General features: G+C 71.7%; 13 protein-coding genes. 11 read left to right on the top strand and 2 right to left on the bottom strand.

Annotated features, from left to right (window positions below):
* The first annotated feature begins 14 nt into the window (after nt 1-14).
* From ACH4TP_RS37530 to ACH4TP_RS37490, 9 genes are all read left to right on the top strand, one after another.
* Entirely contained in the window at nt 15-458 is a 444-nt protein-coding gene (locus ACH4TP_RS37530) for a winged helix-turn-helix transcriptional regulator (RefSeq protein ID WP_389238084.1), read from the top strand.
* Nucleotides 459-591: 133 nt separating this feature from the next.
* On the top strand, nt 592-1,569 hold the full coding sequence (locus tag ACH4TP_RS37525; RefSeq protein WP_398440360.1) for a DUF1702 family protein: 978 nt from the start codon (nt 592-594) through the stop codon (nt 1,567-1,569).
* A 90-nt stretch (nt 1,570-1,659) separates the two neighbouring features.
* The gene (locus tag ACH4TP_RS37520; RefSeq protein WP_389238080.1) at nt 1,660-2,646 is read left to right on the top strand and encodes a DUF1702 family protein; all 987 of its coding nucleotides are present in this window, start codon (nt 1,660-1,662) and stop codon (nt 2,644-2,646) included.
* Nucleotides 2,647-2,702: 56 nt separating this feature from the next.
* Nucleotides 2,703-4,553, top strand: coding sequence for a CRTAC1 family protein (locus ACH4TP_RS37515; protein ID WP_389238112.1), 1,851 nt, complete (start codon nt 2,703-2,705; stop codon nt 4,551-4,553).
* Between the two features lie 2 nt (nt 4,554-4,555).
* Entirely contained in the window at nt 4,556-5,716 is a 1,161-nt protein-coding gene (locus tag ACH4TP_RS37510; protein WP_398440359.1) for an enediyne biosynthesis protein, read from the top strand.
* Nucleotides 5,713-11,604 carry a type I polyketide synthase gene (locus ACH4TP_RS37505; protein ID WP_398440358.1) on the top strand — a complete coding sequence of 1,964 codons (5,892 nt, stop codon included), beginning with the start codon at nt 5,713-5,715 and terminating at the stop codon, nt 11,602-11,604. Before ACH4TP_RS37510 ends, ACH4TP_RS37505 begins: the two co-directional genes overlap by 4 nt.
* A 3-nt stretch (nt 11,605-11,607) precedes the next feature.
* A complete protein-coding gene (locus tag ACH4TP_RS37500; protein ID WP_389238074.1) occupies nt 11,608-12,066 on the top strand; it encodes an acyl-CoA thioesterase in 459 nt (152 codons plus the stop codon).
* Nucleotides 12,063-12,608, top strand: coding sequence for a flavin reductase family protein (locus tag ACH4TP_RS37495; RefSeq protein ID WP_389238072.1), 546 nt, complete (start codon nt 12,063-12,065; stop codon nt 12,606-12,608). The genes ACH4TP_RS37500 and ACH4TP_RS37495 overlap by 4 nt, the downstream gene beginning before the upstream one ends.
* Nucleotides 12,605-13,954 (top strand): cytochrome P450, encoded by a 1,350-nt coding sequence (locus tag ACH4TP_RS37490; RefSeq protein ID WP_398191911.1) that lies wholly within the window; start codon nt 12,605-12,607, stop codon nt 13,952-13,954. The genes ACH4TP_RS37495 and ACH4TP_RS37490 overlap by 4 nt, the downstream gene beginning before the upstream one ends.
* A 119-nt stretch (nt 13,955-14,073) precedes the next feature.
* Here the strand turns inward: ACH4TP_RS37490 and ACH4TP_RS37485 are convergent, their stop codons facing one another.
* Together ACH4TP_RS37485 and ACH4TP_RS37480 are read right to left on the bottom strand one after the other, a co-directional pair.
* Nucleotides 14,074-14,844 carry a helix-turn-helix domain-containing protein gene (locus ACH4TP_RS37485; protein ID WP_398191914.1) on the bottom strand — a complete coding sequence of 257 codons (771 nt, stop codon included), beginning with the start codon at nt 14,842-14,844 and terminating at the stop codon, nt 14,074-14,076.
* 38 nt (nt 14,845-14,882) lie between these two features.
* Entirely contained in the window at nt 14,883-15,962 is a 1,080-nt protein-coding gene (locus ACH4TP_RS37480) for a ParB/RepB/Spo0J family partition protein (protein WP_398440357.1), read from the bottom strand.
* A 329-nt stretch (nt 15,963-16,291) separates the two neighbouring features.
* On the opposite strand from ACH4TP_RS37480, the gene ACH4TP_RS37475 reads away from it, so the two are divergent.
* Together ACH4TP_RS37475 and ACH4TP_RS37470 are read left to right on the top strand one after the other, a co-directional pair.
* Complete coding sequence (locus tag ACH4TP_RS37475; RefSeq protein WP_389238064.1) at nt 16,292-16,879, top strand: DUF5987 family protein; 588 nt, start codon at nt 16,292-16,294, stop codon at nt 16,877-16,879.
* Nucleotides 16,876-18,546 (top strand): FAD-dependent oxidoreductase, encoded by a 1,671-nt coding sequence (locus tag ACH4TP_RS37470; protein ID WP_389238062.1) that lies wholly within the window; start codon nt 16,876-16,878, stop codon nt 18,544-18,546. Before ACH4TP_RS37475 ends, ACH4TP_RS37470 begins: the two co-directional genes overlap by 4 nt.
* Nucleotides 18,547-18,579: the final 33 nt, after the last annotated feature.

Below are 18,579 nucleotides of genomic sequence, written 5' to 3'. Positions count from 1 at the left end.
CCTAGAGTGAGCGCATGCTGAAGCACACGTACGAGGGGCAGGACTGCAACCTCGCCCGGTCCCTGGAGGTGATCGGCGAGCGCTGGACCCTCCTGATCATCCGTTCGGCGCTGCTCGGCATCACCCGGTTCGACGGGTTCATGTCCCACCTGGACATCGCGCGCAACGTGCTCTCCAGCCGGCTGTCCCGGCTGGTCGAACACGAGATCATGGAGCGCGTCCCCTATCAGGACAAGCCCGTGAGGTACGAGTACCGGCTCACGCCCGTGGGCCGGGACCTGACCCGGGCCGTCATCGCCCTGATGCAGTGGGGGGACCGCAACCTGCCGCAGGAGCTGGGCCCGCCGCGCCGTGCCGACCACATCGGCTGCGACGGCTCCGTCCACGTCGAGCTGCGGTGCAACGACTGCGGGCGCGCCGTGCACGACGAAGAGGTGGACGTCCGCCGCATCCGCTGAGCCCCACGCGGAAGCACCGAGCGAAAGCACCAAGCGGGAGCGCAACGGGGAAGATGCCGCCCCTCGGCCGCTCTGCCGACGATGACAGCCCCCGCCGCCCATCACCGGAGCGGGCTCGTACGAGGAGGCATCTGTGCCCGCACTGGGAGCGCTGCGCAGGCTGATCATGGCCCCGTCCCTGAACGACGTGAGTTTCGCGGGACGAGGGTTCACCGTGGAACCCACCGAACGCACACGGCAGCTGGAAGCCGTGCCGCAGGCCGTCGTCACCGGCTTCGAATGGGGCATCGAGGACAAGGACCTGGCGACGACCGAGCGCCGGCTCGCGCTCGTCGACCCGCTGAACCGGGGATTCGCGTACGAAGGCGCGACCATGGCCTGCGCGATCCGCGACACCATGGGCCCCCAGGGGCACCGCGCCCGTGACCTGCTGCGAGGCGGCGGCAGGCCCCACATCTTCCTCAACTACATCGGCATCGGCTTCGCCATGGCCAAGCTGCCCAGGCCGCTGTGGAAGAAGCTCGTCCCCGACCTGACCGAGCCGGACCTCTATCCGGCGATGAGCTGGCTGTGCGTGGACGGCTACGGCTTCGACCGGGCCTACTTCGACACCGACACCTGGGTCGGCGGGCAGCGCCTGGACGCCCCGTACGACTGGGACGGCGACCCGTCCTACTGGCAGCGGGCCTTCGACCAGGGCGTCGGCCGCGCGCTGTGGTTCATCCACGGGGGCCACGTCGGCAACGTCTCCGCCGCCGTACGGGCGTTCGCCGGCGACCGGCGCGCGGACCTGTGGAGCGGCGTCGGACTCGCCTCCACCTTCGCGGGCGGCAGCACGGCCGCGGACCTGGACGCGCTGCGCGTGGAGGCGGGCGACCACGCCGGTCACCTGGCGCAGGGCTCGGTCTTCGCGGCCAAGGCCCGGCACCACGCGGGGTTCGTCCCGGAGCACAGCAGCGCCGCCGTGCACGCGTTCACCGGACGCACCGTCGAGGCCGTGGCCCGCCTCGCCGACGACTGCGCCGCGTCGGCCCCCGAGGCCGGCGTCGGACCCGCCTACGAGGTCTGGCGTGCCAAAGTGCGCACGCAGCTCGCCCTCGCGACCGTTTGAGCACATCGGGAGTAGACGCCCCTCCCGGGCCCCTGGCTAGATTCGATTCGCTGGAGGATTTCAGGGATTCGAGAGGGGCGGTTTACTGCCGTGTCCAGTGCTTTTGGTGCGCTCCGCCGCAGGTTGCTCACGCCTCCTGTTTCCGAGACGACCATGGAAGTACGTGGCTTCCATGTGAAGAACGCGGAAGCGAAAAAGAGGCTTGAATACATCGGAGAGGTATTTCTCCTGGGATACGCCTACGCCGTGGAGGCGGGTTCGCCCGCCGAGGCCGAGGAACTCCTGGAGACCGTTCCGAGGGACATGCGAGGCTTCGCCTACGAGGGCGCCGGCATGGGCGCGGCGGTGTACGACTCGCTGCCGGGGCACAGCGGGCGCCTGGACGGGCTGCTGGCCGGCCGTGGCCGCGACCACGACTACATGATCTACGTCGGCGTCGGCTGGGCCATGGCCCGGCTGCCGAAGTTCCTGTGGCCCGACATCTCGGCCACCGACCCGCTGCTGCGCTGGCTGGCGCTGGACGGATACGGCTTCCACCAGGCGTACTTCAAGACCGACGCGTACGTGCGGACGCCGGAGATCCAGCACCCCTTCCGCTGGAACGGCGGGCACAACCACTACACGCTCAACGCGGTCGACCAGGGCATCGGCCGCGCGCTCTGGTTCGTCGGCGGCACCGACCCCGACGTCGTGACCTCACTCATCCGCGCCTATCCCGAGCGCCGCCACAGCGACCTCTACGCGGGTGCGGGCCTCGCCTGCTCCTACGCGGGCGGCGTGACCGAGGACGAGCTCGCACGCTTCGCCGAGGGCGCCGGCGAGCACCGCTGGGCGCTCGCCCAGGGATCCGCCTTCGCCACCGAAGCCCGCGTCAAGGCGGGCACGGTCATCGATCACACCCACCTCGCAGCCCGTGTCGTGTGCGGCACGACGGCCGAGCGGGCTTCCCAGGTGTGCCGGGACACCCGGCCCCAGGCGCTTCCCGGGGGCGCGTCCCCGGCCTACGAGACCTGGCGGCGCGACATCGCCGCGGAACTCGCCTCCCTCTCGCTCATTTCGAAAGGTGCCGACCAGTGACGGTCACAAAGAACTGGCTCCGCAGGAATTCACCGGGAATCGTCGCGCTCGCCCTGATGGTGGGCACGTTCTACGCCGTCCGGCTGCCCGAGTCCTCGGCCGCTGACATCGACAGGCTGGCGAAGGACTTCGCATTCGAGCCGATGTCCATCGCCATGCCCGCCGGATTCGAGAAGCAGGAAGTCCGGAAGGTCAACAAGGCGTATCAGCACATCGAGGGCTGGGTCTCCTCGGTCGGTGCCGGCATCGCCGTCAACGACCTCGACGGCGACGGTCTGGACAACGACCTCTGTGTGAACGACGTGCGGATCGACCAGGCCGTGGTCACCCCGGCACCGACGCGCAAGGACAAGTACGCGCCGTTCGCGCTGAACCCGGCGCCGCTCGGCACCAGCAAGACGATGGCGCCGATGGGCTGCATGCCCGGCGACTACAACGAGGACGGCCGCATGGACCTCCTCGTCTACTACTGGGGCCGCACCCCGGTCATCTTCGTGAACAAGGGGGAGAAGGGGAAGCCGCTGACCGCCGCCTCCTTCACGCCCACGGAGCTGCTGCCCGGCAAGCCCGGCGCGGCGTACACCGGCCCGCTGTGGAACTCCAACGCCGCCGCCGTCGCCGACTTCGACGGCGACGGCCACGACGACATCTACATCGGCAACTACTTCCCGGACAGCCCGGTGCTCGACCCGTCCAAGGACGGCGACGTCACCATGAACGCCTCGCTGTCGCACGCCCAGAACGGCGGCGGCGGGCACATCTTCCGGTGGACGAAGAACGGCTACGAGAAGACCGACGACGCCATCCCGCAGGGCCTGAACAAGGGCTGGTCGCTCGGTGCCTCCGCCGCCGACCTCGACGGCGACCACCTGCCCGAGCTGTTCCTCGCCCACGACTTCGGCACCTCGGCGCTGCTGTACAACACCTCCACCCCGGGCAAGATCCGGTTCTCCCAGGTCAAGGCCGTCCACAGCGGTACGGTCCCCAAGTCCAAGGAACTGGGCCGCAGCTCCTTCAAGGGCATGGGCGTCGACTTCGGCGACCTGAACCACGACGGCATCTACGACATGTTCGTCAGCAACATCACGACCTCCTTCGGCATCCAGGAGTCGAACTTCGCCTACATCAGCCAGGCCTCCAGCAAGGAGGAGCTGGCCGGCCGGTTCAAGAAGGGCGAGGCCCCGTACAAGGACGAGTCCTCCGACCTGCGCCTGGCCTGGTCCGGCTGGGGCTGGGACGTGAAGATGGGCGACTTCGACAACAACGGAGACCTGGAGATCACCCAGGCCCTCGGCTTCGTCAAGGGCAAGAACAACCGCTGGCCGCAGCTGCAGGAGCTCGCCACGGCCAACGACGCCCTCGTCCCCAACCCCGCGTGGTGGCCGAACGTCAGGCACGGTGACGACCTCGCCGGCAGCCAGCGCATGCGCTTCTTCGCCAAGGACGCCGAGACCGGCGAGTACGTCAACCTCTCCGTCGCCCTCGGCCTCGGCGAGCCCATCCCGACCCGCGGCCTCGCCACCGGCGACGCCGACGGCGACGGCCGCCTCGACCTGGCGGTCGCCCGCCAGTGGGGCGAGCCGATCTTCTTCCACAACGTCAGCAAGAACGCCGGCTCCTACCTGGGCCTCAAGCTCACCCACCCGGACGGCTCGCCCGTGGTCGGCGCGGAGGTCTGCGTCGAACTGCCCGACGGCTCCAAGCGCGTCACCCGCCTCGACGGCGGCGGCGGCCACTCCGGCAAGCGCAGCACCGACGTCCACATCGGGCTGGGCAGGGGCGTGAGCGGTCCGCTCAACGCCATGGTCACCTGGCGCGACCGCGCCGGTGAGGTCCACGAGCAGAAGCTGAAGCTCACGCCGGGCTGGCACAGCCTCGAGCTGGGCACCCAGGCCAAGGAGAAGTGACGATGTCCGCACAGAAGACCGCCGCACCACGCCACAACCCGAAGGTCACGACGGCACTGCGCCGCTTCGCGATCTCCATCTCCGTGCTCAACGTTTTCGGATACAGCGTCCTCGGCTTCGAGCAGCCCTGGACCTGGCCGCTCATCGCCCTGGCGACCGGCTACACCCTGGAGATCGTCCTCGAGGTGCTCGGCGCCCGCGCCGAGGGCCGCGCGCCGCGCTTCCTCGGCGGCGGGGCCAAGGGCGTGATGGAGTTCCTCCTCCCCGCCCACATCACCTCGCTCGCCGTGAACATGCTGTCGTACGTCAACGACCTCGTGTGGGTCATGGTGTTCGGCGTCATCGTCGCCGTCGGCACCAAGTGGGTGCTGCGCGCCCCCGTGAAGGGCCGCATGCGGCACTTCATGAACCCGTCGAACTTCGGCATCGCCGTCATCCTGGTGCTCTTCCCGTGGGCCTCGATCGCCCCTCCGTACCAGTTCACCGAGTACATCGACGGTGGCTTCGACTGGCTGGTGCCGGCGATCATCCTCACCCTCGGCACGATGCTCAACGCCAAGCTCACCGAGCGCATGTGGCTGATCCTCGCCTGGGTCGGCGGCTTCGCCCTCCAGGCCATCGTCCGCGGCCTGCTGTTCGACACCTCCATCCCCGCGGGCCTCGCGATGATGTCCGGCGTGGCGTTCGTGCTCTTCACGAACTACATGATCACGGACCCCGGCACCACGCCCTCCTCGAAGTGGGGCCAGATCGCCTTCGGCGGCAGCGTCGCCGCCATGTACGGCGTGCTGACCGCGATGAGCATCGCCTACGGCCTGTTCTTCGCCACCGCCCTCGTCTGCGGCATCCGCGGCGCCTTCCTGTGGACCGCGGACGTCGTGTCCAAGAAGCGCGCCGAGGAGGCCCTCGCGCTGGCCGCCGTCACCCAGGCCGTCGCCCGGGCCGACGCCGCCGAGGCCGCCGCGTGCGCCTGCCCCGAGGGCGCCTGCGCCTGCCCCGCCCCGGCCACCGCCGCCGCGTGCGCCTGCCCCGAAGGCGCCTGCGCCTGCCCGGCCCCGGCGACCGCCGAGGCCGCCGGATGCGCCTGCCCCGAGGGCGCCTGCGCCTGCCCCGCCCCGGCCACCGCCGAGGCCGAGACCAAGAAGATTCCGGTGGCAGCATGACCAGGATCGCCATCGTCGGCATGGCCTGCCGCTATCCCGACGCCACGAACCCCGGAGAGCTGTGGGACAACGCCGTCGCCGGACGGCGCGCGTTCCGCCGGCTCCCCGACGTCCGGATGAACCTGGACGACTACTGGGACGCCGACCCGGCGACCCCCGACACCTTCTACGCCCGCAACGCCGCCGTCATCGAGGGCTACGCGTTCGACCGGATCGCCCACAAGATCGCGGGCAGCACCTTCAGGTCGACCGACCTCACGCACTGGCTCGCCCTGGACACCGCGGGCCGCGCGCTCGCCGACGCCGGATTCCCCGGCGGCGAGGGCCTGCCGCGCGAGCGCACCGGCGTCGTCGTCGGCAACACCCTCACCGGCGAGTTCTCCCGCGCCAACGTGATGCGCCTGCGCTGGCCCTACGTACGACGCGTGATGGCCGCCGCCCTCAAGTCCGAGGAAGGCTGGGACGAGGACCGCATCGGCGAGTTCCTCGCCGACGTCGAGGCCTCGTACAAGGAGCCGTTCCCGGCGATCGACGAGGACACCCTGGCGGGCGGCCTCGCGAACACCATCGCCGGCCGGATCTGCAACCACTTCGACCTCAACGGCGGCGGCTACACGGTCGACGGCGCCTGCTCCTCCTCCCTGCTGTCGGTCACCACCGCCGGCACCGGGCTGCTCAACGGCGACATCGACGTCGCCGTCGCCGGCGGTGTGGACCTGTCGATCGACCCGTTCGAGATCATCGGCTTCGCCAAGACCGGGGCCCTCGCCAAGGGCGAGATGAAGCTCTACGACCGCGGCTCCAACGGCTTCTGGCCGGGCGAGGGCTGCGGCATGATCGTCATGATGCGCGAGGAGGACGCCCTCGCGGCGGGCCACCGCATCTACGCGACCATCGCGGGCTGGGGCGTCTCCTCCGACGGCCAGGGCGGCATCACCCGCCCCGAGGTCAGCGGCTACCAGCTCGCGCTCAAGCGGGCGTACGAGAAGGCCGGTTTCGGCATCGAGACCGTCGGCCTCTTCGAAGGCCACGGAACCGGCACCGCCGTCGGCGACCGCACCGAGCTCACCGCCCTCATGGGCGCGCGCCGCGAGGCCGACCCGGACGCCGCCCCCGCGGCCATCACGTCCATCAAGGGCATGATCGGCCACACCAAGGCCGCCGCCGGCGTCGCCGGTCTGATCAAGGCGGCCATGGCCGTCAACCACCACACCCTGCCGCCGGCCATCGGCACCACCGACCCGCACGAGCTGCTCACCGACGAGAAGGCCAACCTCAAGGCCCTCCGCAAGGCCGAGGCATGGCCCGAGGGCACCCCCCGCCGGGCCGGCATCACCGCCATGGGCTTCGGAGGCATCAACACCCACGTCGTCCTCGACGAGCCCGCCGGCCGACGGCGCACGGGCGCCGGGCGGCACTCCGCCACCCTCGCGCACGCGCTGCAGGACGCCGAACTCCTCGTCGTCGACGGCGACTCCCCGAAGGCGCTGCGCGCCCGGCTCACCGAGGTCGCCGCCTTCGTCGCGAAGGTCTCCTACGGCCAGGTCGCCGACCTCGCCGCCACCCTCCAGCGCGAACTGCGCGGCCTGCCGCACCGCGCGGCCGTCGTCGCCTCCTCCCCGGAGGACGCCGAGCGCCGCCTGACGCACCTGGCCGACCTGCTGGAGTCCGGCGAGACCGCGTACACCGCCGCCGACGGCCGCAGCTTCCTGGGCCGGGCCGCCGGCCGCGCCCGCGTCGGCTTCCTCTTCCCCGGCCAGGGCTCCGGCCACGGCACCGGGGGAGGGGCGCTGCGCCGCCGCTTCCCCGAAGCCGCGGAGGTCTTCGACCGGGCCGCGCTGCCGACCACCGGCGACATGGTCGCCACGGACGTCGCGCAGCCGCGCATCGCGACCGGCTCCGCCGCGGGCCTGCGGGTCCTCGACGCACTGCGCCTGGAGGCGTCCGTCGCCGTCGGGCACAGCCTCGGCGAGCTCTCCGCCCTGCACTGGGCCGGAGCGTTCGACGAGGAGACGCTGCTGGAGGCGGCACGGGTGCGCGGCCGCGCCATGGCCGAGCACAGCGCCTCGGGCACGATGGCCTCGCTCGGCGCCAAGCCCGAGCGGGTCGAGGAGCTCATCACGGGCCTCGACGCCGTCATCGCCGGCTACAACGGCCCCGAGCAGACGGTGGTCGCCGGTTCGACCGAGGACATCGAGGAGGTGCAGCGCCGGGCCGACCGGTCCGAGATCACCTGCACCCGCCTGAACGTCTCGCACGCCTTCCACTCGCCGCTCGTCGCGGACTCCGCGGCGTCCTTCGGCGCCTGGCTCGCCACCGCGGACCGGGGCACCGTGGGCGGACGGGTCGTCTCCACCGTCACCGGCGAGGAACTGACCCCCGACACGGACCTGGCCGCACTGCTCAGCGAGCAGATCACCGGCCCCGTCCGCTTCACCCAGGCGGTGAGCGAGGCGGCCCGCGACGTCGACCTGTTCGTGGAGGTCGGCCCGGGCCGGGTCCTCAGCGGCCTCGCCAAGGCCACCACCGGCGTCCCGGTCGTCGCGCTGAACACCGACGACGAGTCGCTGCGCAGCGTCCTGCAGGTCGCCGGCGCCGCGTTCGTCGCGGGCGCGCACGTCGCCCTGGAGCGGCTCTTCCAGGACCGGCTCATCCGCCCCCTGGAAGTGGGCCAGGAGTTCTCCTTCCTCGCCAGCCCCTGCGAGCAGGCCCCGCGCGACGTGCCGCCGGCCGAGCGCCGGCCGCGTCCCGCCGCCGAGGCTCCGGCCGCGCCCCCGCGCGCGAAGCGGGTGCCGAAGGCCGAACAGGCGCCGACGCCCGAGGCGGCCACGGCCGTCGAGGCGGAGCCCACCGCCGAGCCGGCCGGTGAGGACGGCCCCGACGTGCTCGACGTGCTGCGCACCCTCGTCGCCGAACGGGCCGAGCTGCCCGCCGAACTCGTCGACCCCGACAGCCGGCTCCTCGACGACCTCCACATGAGCTCCATCACCGTCGGCCAGATCGTCAACCAGGCGGCGTCCCGCCTCGGGATCGCCGCGGCCCAGGTGCCGACCAACTTCGCCACCGCCACGCTCGCCGAACTGGCCGAGGCCCTGGACACCCTGATCAGCACCGGTGGCGTGGAGGAGCCCTCCGCTCCCGTCATCGCCGGCGCGGCTCCCTGGGCCAGGCCGTTCGCCGTGGACCTCGACGAGGTCGCCCGGCCGTACGCCGTGACCGACGGCGCCGACGGAGCCTGGGAGCTGTTCGGCACCGAGAACCACCCGTACGCCGAGCGGCTCCGCGGGGAACTGGCGACGGCCGGCCTCGGCGCGGGCGTGCTGGCGGTCCTCGCCAAGGGCTGCCCGCAGCAGGAAGTGGACCGCGTGCTGGCCGCCGCCAAGAGCGCGCTGGCCGGTGACCGCGGACGCCGCTTCGTCCTGGTCCAGGACGGCCGCGGCGCGGCGGGCCTGGCCAAGACCCTCCACCTGGAGGCGCCGCACCTGCGCACCACCGTCGTCCACACCCCGGTGACGGAGGACGTGGTGGAGCGGGTCGTGGCCGAGGTCGCGGCGACCACCCGGTTCGCCGAGGTCCACTACGACGAGGCCGGAGTACGGCGCGTGCCGACGCTGCGGGCGCTGCCCGTCCAGCCGGAGCGCACCGACGTGCCGCTCGGCGCCGACGACGTCCTGCTGGTGACCGGCGGCGGCAAGGGCATCTCCGCGGAGTGCGCCCTGGCCGTGGCCCAGAAGACCGGCGCGAAGCTGGCCGTCCTCGGCCGCTCCGACCCGGCCCAGGACCGCGAACTGGACGAGAACCTCGGCCGGATGCGCGACAGCGGCGTCCGCGTGCACTACGCGCGCGCCGACGTCACCGTCCCCGAGCAGGTCGCGGCCGCCGTCGCGGAACTGCGCGAGGCGCTCGGCCCGATCACCGGCCTGCTGCACGGCGCCGGACTCAACCGGCCGGGCGCGCTGACCGGTCTCACCGCGGAGGACTTCGCCCGCACCTTCGGCCCCAAGGTCGACGGTCTGCGCACGGTCCTCGACGCGGTGGGCGCCGGCGAGCTCAAGCTCCTGGTCAGCTTCGGCAGCATCATCGGCCGGGCGGGACTGCGCGGCGAGGCCCACTACGCCACCGCCAACGAGTGGCTGGCCGACCTCACCGAGGAAGTTGCCCGCACCCACCCGAACGTCCGCGCGCGCTGCATGGAGTGGTCCGTGTGGTCCGGCGTCGGCATGGGCGAGAAGCTCTCCGTCGTCGAGTCGCTGTCCCGCGAGGGCATCACCCCGGTCTCCCCGGACCAGGGCGTGGAGATCCTGCTGCGCCTGATCGAGGACCCGGACGCGCCCGTCGTCACCGTCATCAGCGGGCGCACGGAAGGCATCGACACGGTCCGCCGCGACCTGCCCACGCTGCCGATGCTGCGGTTCACCGGCAACCCGCTGGTGCGCTACCACGGCGTCGAGCTGGTCACCGAGGTCGAGCTGAACGCCGGCACCGACCCGTACCTGGCCGACCACCTGCTCGACGGCAACCTGCTGCTGCCCGCCGTCATCGGCATGGAGGCCATGACCCAGGTCGCCTCCGCCGTCACCGGCCGCACCGGGGTGGCCCCCGTCATCGAGGGCGCGAAGTTCCTGCGGCCCATCGTGGTGCCGCCCAACGGCAGCACCCGCATCCGGATCGCGGCGACCGTCACCGCCACCGACACCGTCGACGTGGCCATCCACGCCGAGGACACCGGCTTCGTCGCCGAGCACTTCCGGGCCCGGCTGATCTTCTCCGGCGCCCAGGCGTCGGACGGCCCCCCGGTCCAGGTGCCCGAGGACACCCCGGTCGTCCCGCTGGACCCGGCCGCCGACCTGTACGGCAGCGTCCTGTTCCAGGGCGCCCGCTTCCAGCGGCTGCGTCGCTTCCACCGGGCCGCGGCCCGGCACGTGGACGCCGAGGTCGCCGTCCAGCGGCGGCCCGAGGGCTGGTTCGCCGGCTTCCTGCCGGGCGAACTGCTGCTCGCCGACCCGGGCATGCGCGACGCGCTCATGCACGGCAACCAGGTGTGCGTCCCGGACGCCACGCTGCTGCCCTCGGGCGTGGAGCGGATCCACACCCTCGGCTCCGGCGACCACGTCCCCGAGCAGCTGCGCTACACCGCGGTCGAGCGCAGCCGCGACGGCGACACGTACGTGTACGACATCGCGGTCCGCGACGAGGCCGGCACCGTCGTCGAACGCTGGGACGGCCTGACCCTGCATGCCGTGCGCAAGACCGACGGGTCCGGCCCCTGGGTCGCCCCGCTGCTCGGCCCGTACCTGGAGCGCTCCCTCGAGGACGTCGTCGGCAACCGCATCGCGGTCGCCGTCGAGCCCCACGGGGACGCCCCCGCCGGCTCGGTCGCCCAGCGGCGCGGCTTCACGGCCGACGCGGCCGCCCGGGCGCTCGGCAGCCCGGTCGCGGTCCGGCACCGCCCGGACGGACGACCCGAGCTGGAGCCCAGCCGGCACATGTCGATGTCGGCGGCGCACGGCCTGGGGGTCACCCTCAGCGCCGTCTCCGACACCGAGGTCGCCTGCGACATCGAGGCGGTCAGCATGCGCTCCGCCCACGAGTGGCGCGGGCTGCTCGGCGACCACGCGCCCGTCGCGGAGCTGGTCGCCAAGGAGACGGGGGAGGCGCCGGACACCGCCGCCACCCGGGTGTGGGGTGCCGTGGAGTGCCTGCGGAAGGCCGGCATCATGGCCGGCGCGCCGCTCACGGTGCTGCCGCGCCGCAAGGACGCCTGGGTGGTCTTCGCCGCCGGCGACCTGCGGATCGCGACCTTCGTGACCGCACTGCGCGACGCCCTGGAGCCCGCCGTCTTCGCGTTCCTCACCCACGAAACGCCTCTCGCCGAAGGGCGGTCCTAGACCATGGCGGACGACTACTTCGAGTACCGGCACACCGTCGGCTTCGAGGAGACCAACCTCGTCGGCAACGTGTACTACGTGAACTACCTGCGCTGGCAGGGCCGGTGCCGGGAGCTGTTCCTGCAGCAGAAGGCGCCGGACGTGCTGGCCGAGGTGCAGGACGACCTCAAGCTGTTCACGCTGAAGGTGGACTGCGAGTTCTTCGCCGAGATCACCGCGTTCGACGAGCTGTCCATCCGGATGCGCCTCTCGGAACTGGGACAGACGCAGCTGGAGTTCACCTTCGACTACGTCAAGGTGACCGGTGGGGCCGAGGTGCTGATCGCCCGCGGCCGGCAGCGGATCGCGTGCATGCGCGGCCCGAACACCAACACCGTGCCCTCCCGGATCCCCGAGGGCCTGGCGCGCGCCCTGGAGCCGTACGCCACCCACGGGCCGGCCCTGGCCGGGCGGACGGCATGAGCACCCTGGCCGCCGCGCCGCCGCGGGACGCCGTCACCGGCGATCCCGCGGCGCTGCGGCGGGCCTTCGGGGCCTTCGCCACCGGGGTGACGGTCGTGACCGTCGGCGGAGCCTCGCCGCGCGGCATGACCGCCAACTCCTTCACCTCGGTCTCGCTGGACCCGGCCCTCGTGCTCCTGTGCGTGGGCAAGGACGCGGTGATGAACCGCGTCCTCGCCGAGGCCGACACCTTCGCGGTGTCGGTCCTCGGCGCCGGCCAGGAGCAGGTGGCCCGGCACTTCGCCGACCGGTCCCGGCCGCCGGGCGCCGCCCAGTTCGACGCCGTCGACTGGCTGCCCGGCGAGGCCTCCGCCGCCCCCCTGATCGCGGGGGCCGCGGCCCACTTCGAGTGCGCCCGGTGGCGCACCTACGACGGCGGCGACCACACGATCCACCTCGGCCGCGTGCTCGCCCTGGACGCCCTGCCGGACCGCGAGCCGCTGGTCTTCCACGGAGGCCGCTTCCGCAGCCTCGCCCCGGCACCGAGAGGAGGCCGCCCATGAGTGTCCACCCGCCGGGTCCGCCCGTATGGGCCCTGCCCGGTCTGCTGCGCAAGCTGGCGGTCGACCGGCTCGGCATGATGCGGGACGCCGCCGAACTCTCCGACGCCGTACGCGTCTCCATGGGCCCGAAGAAGCTGTACATCTTCAACCGGCCCGACTACGCCAAGCACGTGCTGGCCGACAACGCCGCCAACTACCACAAGGGCATCGGCCTGGTGGAGTCCCGCAAGGTCCTCGGCGACGGCCTCCTGACCAGCGAGGGCCACCTGTGGCGCGCCCAGCGCCGCAACGTGCAGCCCGCGTTCAAGCCGGGCCGGATCGCCGCCCAGGCGGGCGCCGTGGCGGAGGAGTCCGGCCGGCTGCTCGACCTGCTGAGGCGGCGCGCCGGGGACACGCCCGTCGACGTCCTGCAGGAGGTCACCGGGCTCACCCTCGGCGTGCTGGGCCGGACCCTCATGGACACCTCCCTGGAGGGGCACGGCGGCATCGAGCACGCCTTCGAGGCCGTGCAGGACCAGGCCATGTTCGACATGGTCACGCAGGGCCTGGTGCCGACCTGGGTGCCCTTCGGCACCCAGCGGCGGTTCCGCGCGGCGCGCCGGGAGCTGACCCGGATCGTCGACGCGCTGGTGACCGACCGCGCCGCCCGCATGCGCGACGGGGACGGGGCCGACGACGCGTTCGCCCGGATGATCCTCGCCGCCCGCCTGCGCGAGGACCCGGCACAGGCCCGCCGCCTCCTCCAGGAGGAGCTGGTCACCCTGCTCCTCGCTGGTCACGAGACCACGGCGAGCACGCTCGGCTGGACCCTGCTGCTGCTCGCGCGCCACCCGCACGTCCGCGACCTGGTACGCGAGGAGAGCCGCGCCGTGCTGGCCGGAGGCCGCCTTCCGGAGGCCGACGACCTGCACAAGCTGACGTACACGACGCAGGTCGTCCAGGAGGCGATGCGGCTGTACCCGCCGGTGTGGATCCTGCCCCGGATCGCCCAGGCGCCCGACGAGGTCGGCGGGTTCACCGTGCCGGCCAAGGCCGACGTGCTGGTGTGCCCCTACACGCTGCACCGCCACCCGGACCTGTGGGACGACCCCGAGCGCTTCGACCCGGGCCGCTTCGACCCGTCGCGGGTCGCGAACCGGCCCCGGTACGCGTACATCCCCTTCGGCGCGGGACCGCGGTTCTGCGTCGGCAGCAACCTCGGGATGATGGAGGCGGTGTTCGTCACCGCGCTCCTCACCAGGGACCTCGACCTGGACGTGGTGCCGGGGCACGAGGGGGTCGCCGAGCCGATGATGTCGCTGCGGATGCGCGGCGGGCTGCCGATGAGCATCCGTACGGCGGACTGATCGCCGCCCCACCGCATCTCTGCACGACCGCCCCACCGCACGACCGCACGAAGCAGGCCGGCCACGGGTTTCCTCCCGTGGCCGGCCTGCTTCGTGTCTTCTCGTGGTCGTGCGGACCGTCAGCCGGCCAGGCGCTCCAGGGCGTTGGTGCGCAGGTCGAGCAGGGCCAGGAGGATCGGCGGGTCCAGTTCGTCCAGCGGGCGCAGGGTGATCTCCGCGGGCAGCAGCAGGGTGTCGGCGTGCGCGGTCACCGGTCCGTAACTGCCGACGGAGACGGCGTCCTCGGCGCCGACGCCGGCGGCCAGGTGCTCGTAGCCGTACGGAACGGAGTGGACGAGCACGTGCCAGGTGCCGGCCGGGATGTTGCGCAGCTCGAAGGTGCCGGGACCGTCCAGGACGGTGCAGCGCACCGGCTGGCCCTGCGGGACCGGGGTCGGGAAAAGCCCGAGGAAGCAGTTGCCGGGGGCGCGGTCCTCGGGAAAGGTGACCCGGCCGCGCAGGGTGCTGCGGGTGAGGACCTGGTTTCCCGTGGAGTCCGTGTCGATGGCGGAGGTGAATCCGCCGAGGTCCCGGAACATGCTCGGGGAAACACCGACGCAGGACTTGAAACGCGAGCTGAAGGTGCCGACGCTGCTGTATCCGACCTGGCTGCTGATATCGGCGACGCTGAATCGCGTGTCGACCAGAAGGCGCTTCGCCTCCTGAAGTCGCAGCGCGGACAGAAAACGCCCGGGTGAGGTTCCGGTTACATCACGGAACGCGCGAGTGAAATGAAATTTGCTGAACATTGCGGTACGCGCCATGTCATCGATCGTCAGATCCTGACCGAGATTTGCGCGCATGTCTTGGATCACCCTGCGGACGGCACGCTCGATGGCGGTGGAGGTCACCGATTCTCCCTGTCGTTGTTGACGATGCCCTGATGCCGTCAGCGGGAACGCGTGACGGGCCGTGGTGGGGTGGTGGCGGGCGCCATGTCGGTCAGGCGCCGACTGCTCAGGTCCTCGGCGAACCTGCGCCAGGTCTGGGAGCACTGCAGGGCGAGTTCGGCCACGGTGGCGGTGCAATGCGGCGGGACGGTCTCCAGCTGCTGGCGCCAGGAGTCGTCCACCAGGAAGTGCGTGTGCAGCCAGCGCAGGAAGTGCCGGCCCGACTCGGAGTGGCGCAGCGAGGGGTCGCCGGAGAGCTTGCGCAGCGTCTCCAGCGACGTCCGGGTCCGGCCGGTGCCCTGCGGGCCGGGGCCCTGGGGACCGGGCTGCCGGGGCGCGGTGTGCGGCGCGGGCAGGTCCGGGGACTCGACGGCCGGCGGGGGAGCGACGGGTCCGGCGGGTGCGTGGCCGGAGACCGGGAGCGGGGGTTCGGAGGCGGGGGCCGGGACGCGCCGCCCGGGCACGGGGGCCTCGCCGCGCAGCAGGCGCTGCCGCACGTCGTGGGCGGTGCCGAGGGACAGTCCGGTCTCCTTGACGATGGCCCGCAGCGGCAGGTCGGGGCGGCTGGCCATGAGCTGTGCGGCGTGCAGCCGTTCGGCGGTGCGGTCCAGCGGGTGGGGCTTGCCGTCGCTGCCGATCCTGGTGTTCGACCGCGCCGCGTCCTCGGTTGAACGGCGGCGCACCGCCGCGACCGTCTTGGCGTCCAGGCCGGTGTAGCCGGCCACGGCGCGGTCGGAGAGGTCGGTGTGCGAGCGCAGGATGCGGGCGGCCGCGGCCTTGCGGTCGGTGAGCGGCAGGGGCAGGCCGTGGCCGGTGTTGGCGGACACGGCGCGCAGGAACACGTCCTGCTCGGGGCCGTCGAAGTAGTGCGCCTCGATGGTGTCCATGCCCTTGAGCAGGGCGGCGGCGACCCGGTGGGCCCCGTCGATGACGCGCATGGTCGGGCGGTGGACGAGTATCGGCGGCAGGGACGCGTACATCTCGGCGAGCCGCTGCACGTGGGTCTCGTCCAGTCCGTCCAAACGCGGGGAATCCGCCGGAAGGAGGGCCTCGATACGGACCAGATGAGTCAGGTTCATGGGCAGCGTCAGGCGCCTGTCCGTGCTTTCCAACTCCCCTCCCCCGGGTCGGATACGGCCATCCAGCGTGTTCCGCTTCCCCGTTGCGGAATAGAACCGAGAACCAGGAAATCCGACACGCATCAAAAAATATAACGGGCCTTTGGTTTCTTTGCAGGGTTGTGGCGGAGCCCGATTCGACTTCGGCAGTTTCATCGTGCAACTCGCTGTTCGGTGAACGCCGTTCTGGTTGGTTGTTTGAAACAACTTGGCAGCTCTACGTTCTTCTCACGACAGCACGACGACAACACGAAGTCCCGACAGAACGAGCGGAGGATGAGGTGCCTGTAGTGAGAAGGGTCCGGAGGATCCCCGAACGGCGGGTCGACATCGGCCCCGAGACGACCATCACCCTCGAGGCCTACGCGGACACCATCGTCCCCGGAGAGAAGCGCTGGCCCGGAGACCGGGCGATCGCCGGAGTCAGCACCGGCGGCGGCGCGGTCACCGCCGGAGCCCTCGACCTCCTGCGCTGGGACGCCACCGGCATCCACGACGGCCTCGACGACCTGGCGAACCTGGTCAACGGCCACGCCAAGGCCTACGCCGAGAAGAACGGCCTCGCCCTCGACACCGAGGTCCCGCCGTTCGTCTCCCTCGACTACGACGACCGCGTCAACCTCATCGTGGAGCTGACCACTCCGGGCCACCCGGAGAAGGACTTCTGGGTCCTGCTCTCCCTCTTCTGCAACATGGCCTACGACTCCGCCGCCCACCTGCACACCGACGAGGCCCTCGCGGACGGCCACCCGGGCCTGACGGCCATGGGCATCACCGCGCCCGACGCCGACGGCCTGTGGCGCTTCCAGGACTTCGGCTACGGCCGACAGCTCGCCAACCTCCACCCCGACACGACCCCCACCGGGAGCCCAGCATGAGCACCTCGATCGAGAAGACCGACGTCCTGGTCATCGGCAGCGGCTTCGGCGGAGCGATCACCGCCTACCACCTGGCCGCCGGCGGCGCGAAGGTCACCGTCCTGGAGCGCGGCCCCTGGCTGAAGCCCGAGGACTTCGAGCACGACTACAAGCTCGGCTCCTCCTACACCCGCATCTTCGACTTCGTCGTCGGCGACGGCATGAGCGTGCTGGGCGGCAACTGCGTCGGCGGCGGCAGCGTCGTCTACTTCGCGGCCATGCCCCGGGCCCCCAAGTTCGTCTTCGAGCGGCACGGCAGCATCGGCCGCCGGATGTGGCCCGAGTCGATCAGCCGCGAGAGCCTGGACCCCTGGTACGAGCGCGTCGAGGAGTCCCTGTCGGTCACCAAGCCGGACTGGAACGAGGCCTCCTACGCGGGCGGCCTGTGGGCCGCCGCCTGTGACCACGCCGGGCGCACCGCCAACCCGCTCGCCGCCTCGGTCGACAACTCCAAGTGCGTCAACTGCAACTTCATGATGGCCGGCTGCCGCTTCGAGGCGAAGCAGTCCCTCACCGTCAACTACCTGCCCGGCGCGCTCGCCCACGGCGCGGAGATCCGCCCGCTGCACGAGGTGCAGTACCTGTCGCGGACCCCCGAGGGCGACTACCGCGTCCACTACAACATCGTCGACGACGAGGACTACCGTCTGCAGACCGGCTCCGGCGTCATCGAGGCCAAGATCGTCGTACTGGCGGCGGGCGCCGGCGCCACCCCGGTCATCCTCCAGCGCAGCGAGGACCACCTCGGCAAGATGCCGCACGCGGTCGGCCGCTACTTCTCCGGCAACGGCGAGCGCCTCAACACGGCCATCCTCAACGAGGAGAAGGTCGCCGAACTGCTCGGCCTGTCCCGCGGCGAGGGCGAGCTCCCGTACGGAGCCAACGCGATCGGCAAGGGCCCGACCGTGGCCAGCTGGGACAAGCTCGACGCCGACCTGCCCGAGTACTCCCGCTACTCCCTGGAGCAGCTCTACTTCCCGCCGGGCCTCGGCACCATCCTCGCCCAGGCGCCCGACGCCAAGGGGCCGACGACCTGGTTCGGCAAGGAGAAGAAGGAGATCCTCAAGAACTGGAAGTCCTGGCTGACGATCTTCTGCATGACGGAGGACGACAACGAGGGCGTCTTCGGCCCGCCGCCGGCGACCGGCAACTCCATGCGCATCTCCCAGCAGCTGCTCGGCCGCGGCAACCTGTCGTACAAGCCGACGAAGAACACCTGGCACGGCTGGAACCAGGCCGACGCCGACGTGAAGGAGATCCTGGAGAAGGACGGCCTCGCCAAGGTGATGCCGTGGACCAACGACCTGGTCGGCGCCTACACCGTCCACCCGCTGGCCTCCTGCCGCATGGGCGACGACCCCGAGACCTCGGCGCTCGACGACACCAACGAACTGCGCGGCCACTCCGGCATCTTCGTCACCGACGGCTCCGCCGTCCCCGGCGCCCTGACCGTCAACCCGGCGATGACCATCGCCGCGCTCGCCGAGCGCGCCGTCCCGCACATCGTGGCCGCCGCCCGGGCCAAGGGCATCGACGTCACCTACGGCGCCCCGGCCCCCACCGGCTACAAGGCCCGCGCCACGGTCGACCTGCCGCTGCTGCGCAAGAAGCCGCTCGCGAAGGTCTGATCCGATCCACGACTTCGCACGACCAGTGAGTTG

This window comes from Streptomyces sp. NPDC021012 (assembly GCF_044333355.1).
GTDB lineage: Bacteria > Actinomycetota > Actinomycetes > Streptomycetales > Streptomycetaceae > Streptomyces.
The sequence above is the reverse complement of the archived record's forward strand: the minus strand, read 5'-3'. Positions and strand labels throughout refer to the sequence as shown.

Excerpts from the sequence above, each read along its gene's own strand:
- ACH4TP_RS37490 (WP_398191911.1), top strand. The coding sequence starts at position 12,605 with ATGAGTGTCCACCCGCCGGGTCCGCCCGTATGGGCCCTGCCCGGTCTG.
- ACH4TP_RS37505 (WP_398440358.1), top strand. The coding sequence starts at position 5,713 with ATGACCAGGATCGCCATCGTCGGCATGGCCTGCCGCTATCCCGACGCC.
- ACH4TP_RS37470 (WP_389238062.1), top strand. The coding sequence starts at position 16,876 with ATGAGCACCTCGATCGAGAAGACCGACGTCCTGGTCATCGGCAGCGGC.
- ACH4TP_RS37510 (WP_398440359.1), top strand. The coding sequence starts at position 4,556 with ATGTCCGCACAGAAGACCGCCGCACCACGCCACAACCCGAAGGTCACG.
- ACH4TP_RS37495 (WP_389238072.1), top strand. The coding sequence starts at position 12,063 with ATGAGCACCCTGGCCGCCGCGCCGCCGCGGGACGCCGTCACCGGCGAT.
- ACH4TP_RS37480 (WP_398440357.1), bottom strand. The coding sequence starts at position 15,962 with ATGAACCTGACTCATCTGGTCCGTATCGAGGCCCTCCTTCCGGCGGAT.
- ACH4TP_RS37530 (WP_389238084.1), top strand. The coding sequence starts at position 15 with ATGCTGAAGCACACGTACGAGGGGCAGGACTGCAACCTCGCCCGGTCC.
- ACH4TP_RS37500 (WP_389238074.1), top strand. The coding sequence starts at position 11,608 with ATGGCGGACGACTACTTCGAGTACCGGCACACCGTCGGCTTCGAGGAG.
- ACH4TP_RS37515 (WP_389238112.1), top strand. The coding sequence starts at position 2,703 with ATGGTGGGCACGTTCTACGCCGTCCGGCTGCCCGAGTCCTCGGCCGCT.